The organism is Pseudoalteromonas sp. XMcav2-N (assembly GCF_024124545.1).
Taxonomy (GTDB): domain Bacteria; phylum Pseudomonadota; class Gammaproteobacteria; order Enterobacterales; family Alteromonadaceae; genus Pseudoalteromonas.
In genome coordinates this window covers 683,181-697,118 of the sequence record NZ_JAMXSF010000001.1, presented here as the reverse complement: position 1 = coordinate 697,118, position 13,938 = coordinate 683,181, and the positions used below count along the sequence as shown (strand labels likewise).

Annotated in this window: 12 protein-coding genes; 9 read left to right on the top strand and 3 right to left on the bottom strand. The window is 48.6% G+C overall.

All coding sequences use genetic code 11. From position 1 onward, the window contains the following. The first annotated feature begins 99 nt into the window (after nt 1-99). Nucleotides 100-1,122, top strand: coding sequence for a LacI family DNA-binding transcriptional regulator (locus NH568_RS02855; protein WP_253044463.1), 1,023 nt, complete (start codon nt 100-102; stop codon nt 1,120-1,122). 9 nt (nt 1,123-1,131) lie between these two features. Here NH568_RS02855 and NH568_RS24160 read toward each other — a convergent pair whose 3' ends face one another. Both NH568_RS24160 and NH568_RS02845 read right to left on the bottom strand, forming a co-directional pair. Next, a complete protein-coding gene (locus NH568_RS24160) occupies nt 1,132-3,351 on the bottom strand; it encodes a methyl-accepting chemotaxis protein (RefSeq protein WP_253044462.1) in 2,220 nt (739 codons plus the stop codon). Nucleotides 3,352-3,531: 180 nt separating this feature from the next. Then, nucleotides 3,532-4,458, bottom strand: coding sequence for an ABC transporter substrate-binding protein (locus tag NH568_RS02845; protein ID WP_253044461.1), 927 nt, complete (start codon nt 4,456-4,458; stop codon nt 3,532-3,534). 200 nt (nt 4,459-4,658) lie between these two features. Between NH568_RS02845 and NH568_RS02840 the strand changes: the two genes are divergently transcribed. Then, nucleotides 4,659-4,853 (top strand): hypothetical protein, encoded by a 195-nt coding sequence (locus NH568_RS02840; RefSeq protein ID WP_054013799.1) that lies wholly within the window; start codon nt 4,659-4,661, stop codon nt 4,851-4,853. 35 nt (nt 4,854-4,888) lie between these two features. Here the strand turns inward: NH568_RS02840 and msrA are convergent, their stop codons facing one another. Next, nucleotides 4,889-6,136: a peptide-methionine (S)-S-oxide reductase MsrA gene (gene msrA, locus NH568_RS02835; RefSeq protein WP_253044516.1), complete on the bottom strand. Its 1,248-nt coding sequence runs from the start codon at nt 6,134-6,136 to the stop codon at nt 4,889-4,891. Nucleotides 6,137-6,369: 233 nt separating this feature from the next. Here msrA and NH568_RS02830 point away from each other — a divergent pair, with 233 nt between their 5' ends. From NH568_RS02830 to asnB, 7 genes are all read left to right on the top strand, one after another. Beyond that, nucleotides 6,370-7,884: a leucyl aminopeptidase gene (locus tag NH568_RS02830; protein WP_253044460.1), complete on the top strand. Its 1,515-nt coding sequence runs from the start codon at nt 6,370-6,372 to the stop codon at nt 7,882-7,884. A 201-nt stretch (nt 7,885-8,085) separates the two neighbouring features. Continuing rightward, entirely contained in the window at nt 8,086-8,742 is a 657-nt protein-coding gene (gene pxpB, locus NH568_RS02825; protein WP_253044459.1) for a 5-oxoprolinase subunit PxpB, read from the top strand. Beyond that, the gene (locus NH568_RS02820; RefSeq protein WP_253044458.1) at nt 8,736-9,671 is read left to right on the top strand and encodes a biotin-dependent carboxyltransferase family protein; all 936 of its coding nucleotides are present in this window, start codon (nt 8,736-8,738) and stop codon (nt 9,669-9,671) included. Before pxpB ends, NH568_RS02820 begins: the two co-directional genes overlap by 7 nt. Further along, nucleotides 9,668-10,411, top strand: coding sequence for a DUF969 domain-containing protein (locus tag NH568_RS02815; RefSeq protein ID WP_253044457.1), 744 nt, complete (start codon nt 9,668-9,670; stop codon nt 10,409-10,411). Before NH568_RS02820 ends, NH568_RS02815 begins: the two co-directional genes overlap by 4 nt. Beyond that, complete coding sequence (locus NH568_RS02810) at nt 10,408-11,427, top strand: DUF979 domain-containing protein (RefSeq protein WP_253044456.1); 1,020 nt, start codon at nt 10,408-10,410, stop codon at nt 11,425-11,427. Before NH568_RS02815 ends, NH568_RS02810 begins: the two co-directional genes overlap by 4 nt. After that, nucleotides 11,420-12,082, top strand: coding sequence for a pyroglutamyl-peptidase I (pcp, locus tag NH568_RS02805; RefSeq protein WP_253044455.1), 663 nt, complete (start codon nt 11,420-11,422; stop codon nt 12,080-12,082). Before NH568_RS02810 ends, pcp begins: the two co-directional genes overlap by 8 nt. A gap of 168 nt (nt 12,083-12,250) precedes the next feature. Continuing rightward, the gene (asnB, locus tag NH568_RS02800) at nt 12,251-13,924 is read left to right on the top strand and encodes an asparagine synthase B (RefSeq protein WP_253044454.1); all 1,674 of its coding nucleotides are present in this window, start codon (nt 12,251-12,253) and stop codon (nt 13,922-13,924) included. Nucleotides 13,925-13,938: the final 14 nt, after the last annotated feature.

The window sequence follows — 13,938 nt, the reverse complement described above, 5'->3', positions numbered from 1 at the left end:
CGGTCAAGTATGTTACCAGGGCAGCAACATGGATATTACGCTTGCAAATTTTATTCATTCGCTGACAATAATCAGGTTATCACTTAGAACAAATAAACTATGAAACCAAAAGGCAAGGCCACCTCTTTTGATATAGCCCACTTTGCGGGTGTCTCCCAGTCTACTGTGTCACGCGCACTGAGAAACAGTCCGCTGGTTAATGAAGAGACCCGACGTCGCGTCTGGGAAGTGGCAAAGCAGCTGAATTACAAAGTCGATAAAAATGCCAGTAACCTGCGTACCCAGCAAAGTAGCACTCTGGCACTGTTGTTATTTGAAGACCCAACCGGGGACGAATCGCAGATCAACCCCTTCTTTCTTAACATGCTCGGAAGCATCACCCGCGCCTGTGCAAAGCAAGGCTATGATCTGCTGGTTTCCTTTCAGTCCACCAGCCAGGACTGGCGAGCAGATTATGAAGACAGCCACAGAGCCGATGGCATTATTCTGCTTGGTTATGGTGATTACATGGACTATCAGTCTCGTCTCCAGCAGCTCCTCTCACAGGACACTAAGTTTGTTTGCTGGGGCGCAACGGTCGACGGGCGAGAAGATTTAACAGTCAGTTGTGATAACTACGGTGGTGGCAAGCTGGCGGCAAAACACCTATTACAACAAAATCGGACTCAGTATGTCTTTATCGGCGACGCATCCGATCACAGCCCGGAGTTTTTCGCGCGCTTTAAGGGCTTTCGGGATACCCTGACAGCACAAGGTTTAGCATTACCCGAGCGCCAAATCGCCAATGCCATTTCAACGGAAGAGTCGGGCTATCATGCCACCCGCTCTTTGTTGGCCAATAATATTCAGTTTGATGCGTTATTTGCAGCCAGCGATCTCATCGCCATTGGTGCGCTCAAAGCGCTCAAAGAAGCCGGTAAAGACGTGCCGGGTGATGTCGCCGTTATTGGCTTCGACAATATCGCAGCTGCCAGTTTTATTTCGCCAGCCTTGACCACAGTACAGCAAAATACCACACTGGCAGGCCAAATGCTGGTCAACAACCTGCTTAGTTTGATTAAAGGGGAAACGGTGACCGACACCCTGCTACCGCCTAAGTTGATTGTTAGAAAATCTGCCTGAACGCATGTGTTACAGATGAAATTTGCTGATCTGCTGCTTGAGTAATAGCGCATCCTCATCCGCAGCAGCGGCCATTGCATTGACCTCTGTGATAATCGCACAGTTTGCCTGAGCCAAGGTTGTGATATCTGATATTTGCTGAGTTACGTCTTTGGCCACGGCACTTTGTTCCGTGGCCGCCGTCGCCATTTGTTCATTAAAGGCTTCGATTTTACAAATTTGGTCATTAATTTGCTGCAATGAATCCCGTGTGCAGTCCGTCGATGATAAGTTATTCTCTGTTAACGCATGTGCTTCACGTATCGCTGACATCGCATTTGCCGAACCACTTTGAAGACCTTGTATCATACGATTTATCTCTTCTGTCGATTGCTGAGTCCGCTGCGCCAAAGATCTTACTTCATCGGCCACAACAGAAAACCCTCTGCCTTGCTCACCCGCTCGGGCTGCCTCAATCGCAGCATTTAATGCCAGCAAATTAGTTTGCTCCGCAATTGTCTGGATCACCTCTAATACCTGGCTGATGTTATTGGACTGCTCCTGCAAAGCCGTCATTTGCTGCATAGTCAGGTCCATCGCCTGCTCCAGACTACGGGATGACTGCATATTCTTGGCCACATTACTCTTACCCTGCTCTGACGCGCTCACCGCATCATGACTGGCTTCGCTGGTGTATTGCGCATTCTTGGCTACGTCCTCCGAGGTTGCAGCCATTTGCTCCATTGCCGCAGCAATGTGCACGGTTAAATCCGTCTGTGTGTCGCTCTTATTCGTGAGCTCTGTAAAGTTAGCTTGTAACTGTGTCATTTGACCGGAAAGCTTTTCGGCACTGGAGTTAACCTGATTCAAAGTGTCGGCAAAAGTTTCAAACATAGAGTTCAAAGCGCGTTCTACCTGACCCATTTCGTCCTGACTATTAGACTCATTAAACCGCAAAGTTAAGTCCAGTGAAGTCGCAACCTGATTGATAAACCGGCTCATCTTTTGAATGGGCGTAGCGATAATATTGCCCAGCACCCATGCACAAAACAGCGCAATGACTATCAGTATGACGGTTATGATAATCGCCATCGTTGTTATCTGATTGGTTATTTCTTCTACATCAGCAAAGGCCTCAGACTGATCGAGCTCGCTCAGTAGCGCCCAGGTCTTGCCGTTTATCTCGACGGAAGTATACGCAGATGCCACAGCAACATTGCGATAATCTTCAATGATGGCGAATCCGGAGCGACCCGATAGTGCTGCTTCGACAGCCTGAGTGCGGACACTTTGCAACCCGACCGATGTATCAAACCTGTCTATTGCGGCAATCACTTGTGACTCTACACCTGCCTTTGCCAGTACCTGCAGATAGCCTGCTTTATCTTCCAGTAAAAAGCGGCTCATGCTACGCATTTTAAAGTCACTGCCTACCAGGTAGGTTTCGCCCGATTCTCCCAGCCCTCGTGCTTGCCAGTTCTGCTGGTAAGTCAGGATGTCATTGAGTCTGTCGATCGGCATTTGAAACACCAATACAGCCAGAATATTTCCTTCTTTGACAATCGGCGTCGCAACAAATGACGCAGCTGCATTGTAGGAAGGTAGATACGGGGCAAAATCAACAAAGGCTATCTCTCCCGGGGTGAGTGTTCTGGCAGCTCTGAAAACGTCACCAAGTCCACTTTGCGCATAGGGACCACGCAGCAGTGATGTCGCATAGTCCAATTCCTTGAATACGGAATACACCACATGACCATTTTGTGCATCGACAATAAAAATATCGTAATAACCAAACTGCTCCAGGAAGCCATTAAAAAAGGGGTGATGCAGACGGTGAACAGAATCATACTGGCTACCATCTTGCAAACTATTCAGGGCATTTTTACTCCCTAATGGGTGCGTATTTTGCACTATGTACTTGTTTTGCCAGAATCTGGCTGGTGCATCAAGGCTATCCAACAGACGCCGTGTATCAGTCGGCTTACCATTTCTTTGCGTAAATACCTGTCCAAACTCATCACGATAATAGCGGCTCAATGCGGCTTCTTCGGGCTGTGCGCCCACTTGTTTGAAAGTATCTGTAAATTGAAGTGCCGCGTTACGGGTGGCTTCACTTGTTGCCAGCGTCAGTAACTGGCCATTGATGAAGTCAAAATACGCCGTCAACTGCTCTTTCTTTGCGTCCCTGAGACCCACCAAGCGGTGCTGGACCTGCATATTAAGGGTGCTGGCTACATCTTTTTGAGTCACTATACCCACACTAAAGGACAAAATTATAAGCGCAATCGTTATGAGAGTTGAGACGCTTACAATAAGCTTTAACTTGATGCTCACGGCACCTCCAGCGTCATCCTGACTTGTAAAGTCGACAGGTACTTAGAGCTTAGTTCAAGATCTCCACTCATGTTATTTTTTATTGCATTTACAGGGCTAGTCAATACATTTAGCAAACCACAAACGCCACTGAACCTGATTGGTTTCAAGCCAGTGTTTTGCAACCAGTGCAGGCGTAAAATTCTCCAGATTTACCATGGCTGCCAGTTGCTCAAGCATCATACTGTCCATGTCGAACTGACGCAGGCCCTTGGCCAAACAAGGGTGTCGTTCAAAAAACACGGTGCTGACTATCTTTTTTAACCACCCTGATTTGGGGTTTCCGCAATCAAACAAGAATTTGGGATTGACTCCCCAACCAGGTTCAGTTTCGCACCGTGGATCAAAGTCTGGAAACTCAACAAACTCACCAGGGTAAACGGCTCCCACCCAGTTAGGTGTCCAGTTAAACATCAGGATCGGTTGTTTAATTTTGTGCGCGATCGCCAGCTTTTTCCATAGTGCTTCTCCACTGTCGACCTGCTCAACGGCAAAGGGCAACTGTAACGCTCGGATCCTGGCACGGTCAGGTTTTTCCCAGGGGCCAGCGATATATACGCCCTTGCCCTGAGAGCCAGGCCTGGAGAAGACGTCGGCACATTGGATCAGTGCTTCCCAGTGAGGTAACCCGGGGCAATGCTGTTTAACATACAGCGGATACCACCAATCTTCGCGGGTTTTCAACGTATAATCACCAAGGTCAACTATCACCTGACTGTGCATAAGTTGCGCATATTTGTCGGCCATGGTGCCTTCCCAGACTTCCATTTGAACATCTGCCATTCCGGCTTTAAGTAAAAACCACTGGCCATCTGTTTTGGCCTCTATAAATTCAGTTTGATAGCCTAGTTCGGTAAAAATATTGGCCACAATATGAGACAAAACTTGCTGGCTAGTCCAGTCATTGTAGAGAATTTGAATAGGCTGCATGGCGCGCAGTGGCATCGCCAGCAACAAAATCCAAAAACAGAGGATACGGTACATAAACGACTGATGCCTGCTCAGAATCAATACCCTCCAGTATAGGTGCTATTTCACTTCTTTCAGTCTAAAAACCCAACTCATTTTTGTGACACAATTGTTTACAAACAGTTAAGTTAAACAGATTTACACGCTAGCATGAGATGTACTAATGTTTAACTGTTCACTATATGAACACTGCAAATTCTAAAAGGAATATCAAAATGAAACTCAATTTGAATAAAAAATGCATCAAAAGGCTCAGTGCGGACAAAGCAACATTAGCTCTTCAGGTAACACCTCAAGTAGCAGGCGGTCGCCCTAAAAGCTACTTTAATAACTGTGCGCCAACTGAAAACCGCTTTTGTTGGGAAGAGTCAATTAATAACTGCCCATTATCGCAGGCGATTGGATGCTAATCCTTTAGCATCTATCTAATTTTAGTGCGGGACTGTTACTTGCTTATCTGGTACTCCTGCCTGGATTTGAACTCCAATACGGTCGCATTAATGCAGTAGCGATCGCTACCACCCGGACCTTCGTTGGCAAACACATGACCTAAGTGGATCCCAGAAGAACTGGAACGGATCTCTATACGCTGCATACCATGGCTATTATCTTCATGATAGGTAACGCTGCCAGCTACGGGGTGCTTAAAGGACAGCCAACCGGTTCCTGAGTTAAACCTGTCTTTGGTATCGAATAAAGCTTGCCCGCTTAACTTATCAATGAATACACCATCACCAGTTTGCTTAAACAAATCATACTGCTTACAAAACGGGCGATCTGTGCCCTGCTCAAACGCCGTCTTGAACGCCTCACTGTCACCCAGCTTGAAAGCGCCCAGTGCACGGTAAAATTCGTCACGATCCATATAGCCCTGAAAGCCTGCGACTTCTTTACCTGCTTCTAAAAACAAGATCGTCGGTGTCGCCCAGGTTGCGGACATGATACTCAACCCCTGCAACTGGTTTGCACGACGATAATGCAGTGCAATGGTGCCCTGATAATCATTCACGACTTGTTGTTTGAACTTTTCACAGTAAGGGCAATATGGCGCATCAATAACAACAATATGTTTGCCAACCATTAATGCCTTATTGTCGACGTTTTCTTCAACCGTTTGTTTAAAGGTCACACCTGTACTGTGATCAGGGCAATAACCATTGGGGTTTTTCACCAGATAGTTTTGGTGGTACTCTTCCGCCCTGACAAACGCCACTAAAGGCTTAATTGCCGTTTGGATCGGACCATAACCAGCTTTACTCAGTAACAATTGATATTGCTCCCGTAACGCCTCTGCTTTGGTTTTCTGCTCCTCTTGTGTATACAAGATAGTTGAACGATACTGAGTACCCACGTCGTTGCCCTGGCGGTTTTTCTGTGTCGGGTCATGACTTTCAAAATACACTTTTAGCAATGAGTCTGTGGACAGCCGACTGGCGTTGTAGGTAACGCGCACTACCTCTGCGTAATTATTGGGATCAAACCGTCGACTTGGAGCAGTAATCGCTTTGTAGCTCGCATTAAAGCCGCGACCATCAGCATAGCCGGATTCGGCATCTATCACACCAGGTAGGGCCTCATAGCGTTTCTCTGCCCCCCAAAAACACCCGGAGCCCAACACCAGGGTTTTAATATGTGAACTGGCTTTGTCTGGCATACTGCTAACAGGGATATCATTGGCTTGGGTTACACCCATTCCCCCCAACAACGCCAAACCCAGAATGAGTCGTTTATTCACGCCGGTTTCCTTAAAAATGATTTCAGATGCCTAGTGAGACCGCACAAGCCCAGTGACACTTTCACTTTCGCACAAAAAACCTGCTTGTCGACGCTTTAACTAGGATTCTGTGTCGTTCAACGACATTTAATTAATTAATCGCTTGGTTTAAGGTAAAACGAATCCCAAATTAGTTATTGAGGGTTTAATCAATGTCATTATCTACTCGTCTGTGCGCACTCAGTGTTGCTCTTTTCGGATCTGCGTCAGCGCTTGCCGCTGATATCCAATTCACCAGTAAACTGAATGAAAAGGCGAATGCGCTGGTCGTATTCCAGGATAACGAGCAAAGCAATGCATTTAAATTCCTCGACAGAGATACCCGCAAACAGCTTACCAAGGCGCTTGAGGCAGACAAGTTTTCTGGTGACTATGGCAAAGTCGTCGAACTACTAGCGCCAGTTGATTCTAAGCATCAGCGTATCCTTGTCGTTGGTCTGGGCGAGCTCGAAGAGTTAGACAGCGCCAAAATGGCAAAACTCGGTGGTAATCTGCACGCGAAACTGGAGAAAAAAGAAGTAGACACCGTCAGTGTCGCTATTCAAGGCCTCAATGGTCAGCTAAGTAACCACGAGCTTGCGGCGCAATATGCGCACGGTGCCAATTTACGTGACCACACGTTTGAGTTGTATAAAAAAGAGCCGAACACACACAGCATGACGTATAGCCTGAATGTGGATGATCAGCGTAAAACCCAAGCCGAATACACCACTTTAAGCCACATTGAACAGGGCGTGTTCCTGGCAAGAGACCTAACTTCTGAAGTGCCGACCGAAATGACTCCTGTTGACTTTGCTCATGCAGCAAAACAACTTGAACAGTATGGCGTTGAAGTGAAAATTCTTGAGCCTGAACAGCTTAAGTCTCTGGGCATGAATGCACTGGAAGGCGTTGGTCGCGGCAGTAAAGAAGGTGCGCGTCTGGTTGTTGCACATTATAAAGGCAATAACGACACACCCATCGCTTTGGTAGGCAAAGGGATCACGTTTGATTCTGGTGGTTACAGTATCAAAACCGGTAAATCAATTGCACGCATGAAGTCGGACATGGCCGGCGCTGCTGCAGTACTGGGCACTGTCAAGGCTATGGCCCTGGCAAAAGCCGATGTGAACGTTGTCGCAGTGATGGGTATGGCCGCCAACATGGTATCTGAAAACTCAATTGCCCCGGGTGATGTACTGCGCACAGCCGAAGGTCTGAGCGTAGAGATCCTTAATACCGACGCTGAAGGCCGCTTGGTTCTGAGTGATGCCATGTGGTATGCCCGTACCTACTATAAACCTGAAGTCATGGTAGACCTGGCTACATTAACAGGCTCAAAGATCCGTGCCGTTGGCAACCGCTATGCCGCTGTTTTCTCTGACGATGAGCATCTGATCTCTGAATTCACAGTGGCGGGCAAGGCCGTCAATGAACCACTTTGGCGCCTTCCACTAGGCTATAAAGATATGTTGAAATCGGACATTGCGGATATCGCTAACATTGGCTCAGGTGGTCCAGGCGCCACAACAGCTGCCTCTTTCTTGCAACATTTTGCTGGTGAGACACGCTGGGTGCACATTGATATTGCTGGCAACGCACTGGCATCCACTGGTAAAGGCGAAGTCTCTGCGGGAGGCACCGGATTTGGTGTACGCCTGTTGAGCGAGTGGCTCTTGAGCAATTAACAGAACCCCAACCCAAGAGAGCCATGCGACCACTGCATGGCTTTTTTTTTGCATCTCTGTGGACACACGCTGACAGCGTTGGACACATTGGACAAGACAGCCAATGATAAGCTTGCTATTCTTTGCCTCGGGGCCCCCGCCGCGCCGGCAAAATCTCAGGGTTAATCTGGTGTGACAATAAAAAAATGAAAATAAGAAACCATGAATCAGGAACAGACTTATCTGCTTGGTGAGCAAGCTGTGGTGCTCGACCTTAATTGCACCCGACTCGATGATGCTCAACAGAACCGATTGTTTGCATTGCATCGCCACTTACAAGAACTGAGGGTTGGCAGAGACATCGTGGTTGGCAAAACCTCTATCACGCTGGTTTTAAAAAACCCCGCTCACTGCAGCACATGGCAAGAACGACTCTTGACGCTCTGGGAAGAGCTGAGTGCAGCAGACTTTCAGCCGACCACACATACTCTCCCGGTTATCTACGGTAAAGAAGCCGGTCCGGATCTCTTGCCACTGGCCGCTCAACTAGGCCTGTCGCCACGGGACATTGTTGAGTTACATAGTTCACCGATTTATCAGGTCAAGTTTCTGGGCTTTTTACCTGGCTTCGCCTATCTGGGTACGGTACCACAGCAGCTTCAGGTTGCCCGACTGGACTCACCAAGAACACAGGTACCCGCAGGCTCGGTTGCCATTGCAGAAGATCTCAGTGCGATCTACCCCAGTGGCTCTCCGGGTGGCTGGCGACTGCTGGGGCACAGCTCAACACGATTATTCGATGCCCAAGCCCTGTCGCCTTGTTTGCTCCAGCCAGGTGATAACGTGAAATTTGTGCCTCAAAAGGAGGGACTGTGCTAGAAATCATCAAACCTGGTGTTCAGATGTGCATTCAGGATCTTGGCCGATATGGCTATCGTCACCTGGGAGTAACACAAAGCGGCGTACTCGACCCTATGGCAATGAAAATTGCCAACACCTTACTTGGCAACCCTCCTGATACTGCGGTCCTTGAAATCACGGTCGGTCTCAGTCAGTTGCGCTTTCATCAGCCAACTAACTTCGCCGTGACCGGCGGCGATCTCAATGCGCGCCTGGACGACTGTGCACTGACACCAGGCTGGCGTTACTTTGCTAAGTCAGGGCAAGTGCTCAGTTTTGCTTCCAGCCCCAGCGCACTGCGCGCCTATGTCAGTGTAGAAGGAGGCTTCAATCTCCACCCTGTCATGGGCTCTGATTCCACAGATCTACAGGCAGGGTTTGGCGGAATAGAAGGTAAAGCGTTATCAGCAGCGGACCAGCTAAGCTATAAAGCCAGTTCAGAAAAGCAAAGTATAGGTGCATTACAACCGCCCTACCAAAGCCAAATCCGCGTGCTGCCCGGTCCCCATTGCAAACACCTGAACCACTCAACAGAGCAACTGTTGTGTAGCCAGCAATGGCAGGTTTCAGCCGACAGTAATCGGATGGGCATGCGCCTCAATACCTCTGTCCCAGTCAGTCACCAGGTTACGATAAACAGTCAGGCTGTGCTGCCTGGTACTGTTCAGCTGCCACCAAACGGAGCGCCCATTGTTCTGCTGAACGACTGTCAGACCACCGGTGGTTACCCGATGATAGCTCAGGTGATCAGCGCCGATCTACGACACCTTGCCCAGCTTGCTGCAGGCGCTCAGGTCAGTTTTAGTCTGACTACCCAAACCCAGGCACGCCGGGAGACACAAAAACAACAAAATCATCTCAATCAATTGCGCATAGCGCTGACCCATCGCGACAGGAGTTTTTCGTGAGTGAACTTAATTTTTTACCCCTTAGTGGGATTTTAGTGGTGATCCTCGGGTTTGCCCTGCGATTCAACCCCCTGCTGGTTGTAACCTGTGCCGGCATCGTTACGGGCTGGGCGGTTGACTTAGACTTTCTTACCATGCTTGAAACCTTCGGCGAGAAGTTTCTTAATTCACGTCAGCTTGCAAGCTTTTTACTCTTGCTCCCCGTGATTGCGATTCTGGAACGATATGGTTTACAACAACACGCCAAGAGTTGGATAGCGAGTATCAAAGGCGCAACCACAGCGAGGATCATGAGCGTCTATTTTGTCGTACGTGAGTGCAGCGCCGCACTCGGCTTAATTAATCTTGCAGGTCAGCCCCAGACCGTCCGCCCTTTGCTTGCCCCTATGGCGCTTGGCGCTGCGAGCAACCTGCATGGTGAATTGCCCAAGCCCGTTCGGGACCTGATCAGTGCACATGCAGCGGCATGTGACAATATTGCCGTCTTTTTTGGTGAAGATATATTCATTGCCTTTGGCGCCGTGCTATTAATGGATGCTTTCTTAAGAGAAAATGGCATAACGGGTATTGAACCGCTGCATATTGGTCTGTGGGCAATTCCGACCGCCATCGCCGCATTAATTGTTCATCTGTTCCGTCTGGCACGACTTGAAGCCAAAATACGCGCACAAGTTGCCTTGCATGCTGAACAAAGTCAATCAGATGCACAGAGCCCGGTCACCAGGGAGGAGCTTGCATGAGTGCGATGAGATCCACTGCTGACGTGCAGCCTGCTTTACTGTCAATTGAAAATATTTATTTACTTATCGGCTTTGTCGTGCTGTTTCTGGTCATCAAAACACTGCAAGATAAACACCACCCCAAACGACTGACCACGGCACTATTCTGGGGCTTGTTTGGCAGCGTTTTCTTATTTGGCGACTTATCTCTCACTTACCTTGGAGAAAGTCTCACCTATCGCTGGGTTGGTGTATTTGTCATACTCATCGCTGTGCTGGCAGGCATGGGCAAAGTTTCGATGGGCCACTACGATATACCCAGTGAGGAAGAGCAAACAGCCAGTGCCACGAGGATTGGCAATAGATTGTTTATTCCGGCGGTTCTCATTCCCATTGTCACGGTCATTTGTACCATTGTGCTCAAGGATATCCAGATTGGAGGTCTGTTTGTCTTCGATCAGAGCCATGTCACTCTCGCGGCACTGACCCTGGCTTGTACAATCGCTTTACTAGTGAGCTGGAAATTCACAGGAGGTAGTCCGGTTCAGGCACTCGGTGAATCACGCCGTCTGGTTGATTCCATTGGCTGGGCTGCAATCCTGCCGCAAATGCTTGCGATGCTGGGTGGTGTTTTCATTGTATCCAATACAGGCACAGCCATTCAGGATCTGGTCACATTGTTTGTCTCACCCGATAACCGCTTCATGCTTGTGGTTATTTATTGTGTTGGTATGGCCTTGTTTACTATGGTCATGGGCAATGCATTTGCCGCCTTTCCAGTAATGACAGCCGGTATTGCCGTGCCTTTCTTAATTCAGGGTCATGGCGCAAGTGCGGCTCCGCTGGTTGCAATCGGTATGTATTCTGGCTATTGCGGCACGCTGATGACACCTATGGCAGCCAATTTCAACATTGTCCCTGCTGCGCTGTTAGATCTAAAAGACAAGTACCAGGTTATTAAGGTACAGATCCCAACGGCTCTGTCCCTGTTGGCTATCAACATCTTGCTCATGTATGGAGTAATCTTCAATGACTAAAGGAACACACAAAACCGTTTTATTGACCGGGTTTGAACCCTTCGGCGGAGAATCGGTTAACCCCTCATGGCAGGCGGTACACCAGCTCGATGGCTGCCATATTGGTGAGTTCACTATTCGCACCAAAGAACTCCCCTGCGAGTTTGACCATGCTCTGACACAGCTCAACCGTGCCATCGATAAATATGCTCCGTCGCTGGTGCTGTGTGTTGGCCAGGCAGGGGGCCGTTCCGATATTTCTATCGAGCGTGTGGCTATCAATGTAAATGATGCCCGCATCGCTGACAATGCGGGGGCACAACCCATAGATACCCCCGTGTTGGCAGGTGGCCCGGCGGCTTATTTTGCCGCGTTGCCAGTAAAGCACATGCTCAATGATTTAAGGCAAGCACAGATCCCGGCCAGTATTTCAAACACTGCAGGCACCTATGTATGTAATCATGTGATGTACGGACTTCTACATTATATTCATGAGCATCAGCTCGAATGTCGGGGAGGATTTATTCATATTCCTTATTTACCCGAACAGGCTCTGCACCACACTGGTGCACCGAGTATGGGCGCTACTATGGTGATTGATGCACTCAAAGTGATGATTTTATCCGCTCTGCGCCATGACAGTGATCTTCAGATACCCGCGGGGACCACTCACTAAGATACATGCCCTGTTTTGGTTCATTTTTGCACCAAAACAGGGCAATATCTATCCAATAAAATCGCTGTTTTTTATGTGACTTGCGATCTCATTTCTGATAGTACTAAGGGCACGAGATGTCACCAGAGTGTGCACTCGATAATAATAGTTAACAGGAATGAGGTCATTATGTGTTCAATTTTTGGTGTGCTGGAGATCAAATCCGACCCAGCCATTCTGCGTGAGCAGGCAATAGAAATGTCTAAGCGATTAAGACACCGCGGTCCAGACTGGTCAGGTGTCTATGCCAGTGATAAAGCCATTCTGGTGCATGAGCGCCTCGCCATTGTAGGCGTGTCCAGCGGTGCCCAGCCACTGTATAACCCGGAGCGAACCCACATTCTTGCAGTCAATGGCGAAATCTATAATCACAAAGAGCTGGCTCAGAAGCTCACTGTGCCCTTCACGTTCCAGACTCAATCAGACTGTGAGGTGTTACTGGCATTATATAAGCAAAAAGGTCCTGAGTTCCTCGATGACCTGAACGGTATTTTTGCCTTTTGTCTGTATGATGAGCAGGAAGATTCCTATCTGATAGGTCGCGATCACATTGGTATTATCCCGCTATACACAGGGCGAGACCAGCATGGCAACTTTTATGTCGCCAGTGAAATGAAAGCGCTTACACCAATTTGCAACCAGATTGAAGAGTTTCCGCCGGGGCATTACCTTTATTCTAAAGAAGGTACACTCAGATCCTATTATCAGCGAGACTGGCAACAGTTTGAGGCCGTTAAAGATAACGAGGCCGCAGCAGACACAGTTAAAGACGCACTTGAGGCAGCCGTAAAGCGTCAGCTAATGTGTGATGTACCCTATGGTGTGTTACTCTCGGGCGGTCTCGACTCATCGGTTATCTCCGCCATCACTCAAAAGTTTGCCGCACGACGCATAGAAGACGATGATGCGACCGAAGCCTGGTGGCCAAAACTGCACTCCTTTTCTATCGGACTTGAAGGCTCACCTGATCTGGCTGCTGCTCAAAAGGTTGCGGATCAGATAGGCACAGTTCACCACCCTATTCATTTCACAGTACAGCAAGGCATCGATGCACTGAAAGAGGTTATTTATCATCTGGAAACCTATGACGTGACGACCGTACGTGCCTCGACACCAATGTACCTGATGGCCCGCTATATCAAGGCTATGGGCATTAAAATGGTACTCTCTGGTGAAGGTGCCGATGAATTATTTGGTGGTTACTTGTATTTCCACAAAGCGCCCAATAGTCAGGAGTTCCATGAAGAGCTTAACCGTAAGGTAGCCAAGCTGCATATGTTTGATTGCCTGCGCGCCAACAAATCCATGGCAGCCTGGGGTGTGGAAGCAAGGGTTCCGTTCCTGGACAAAGAGTTCGTAGATATCGCCATGCGCACCAACCCTGAATATAAGATGTGCAAAGAGGGCCGCATTGAGAAACATATTATTCGGGAGGCATTTGATGGCTATCTCCCTGATGAGGTGCTGTGGCGTCAAAAAGAGCAATTCTCTGACGGCGTTGGGTATTCCTGGATTGACTCATTAAAAGAGTATGTGAATGACAAGGTCAGCGATCAGGAGCTGGCCAGTGCCGAGTACCGCTTCCCCATAAATACGCCTGACAGTAAAGAAGCCTATTACTATCGCTGCATTTTTGAATCTCACTTCCCGGGCGATGCGGCAGCCAAATGCGTTCCGCATGGTAAATCCGTTGCCTGCTCAACACCCGAGGCGCTGGCCTGGGATGCGTCTTTTGAGCAAAATGCCGATCCATCCGGCCGGGCAGCTAATGTGCATAGCCATGCTTACCAAAGCGCAGAATAGAGTAGACAATAAAA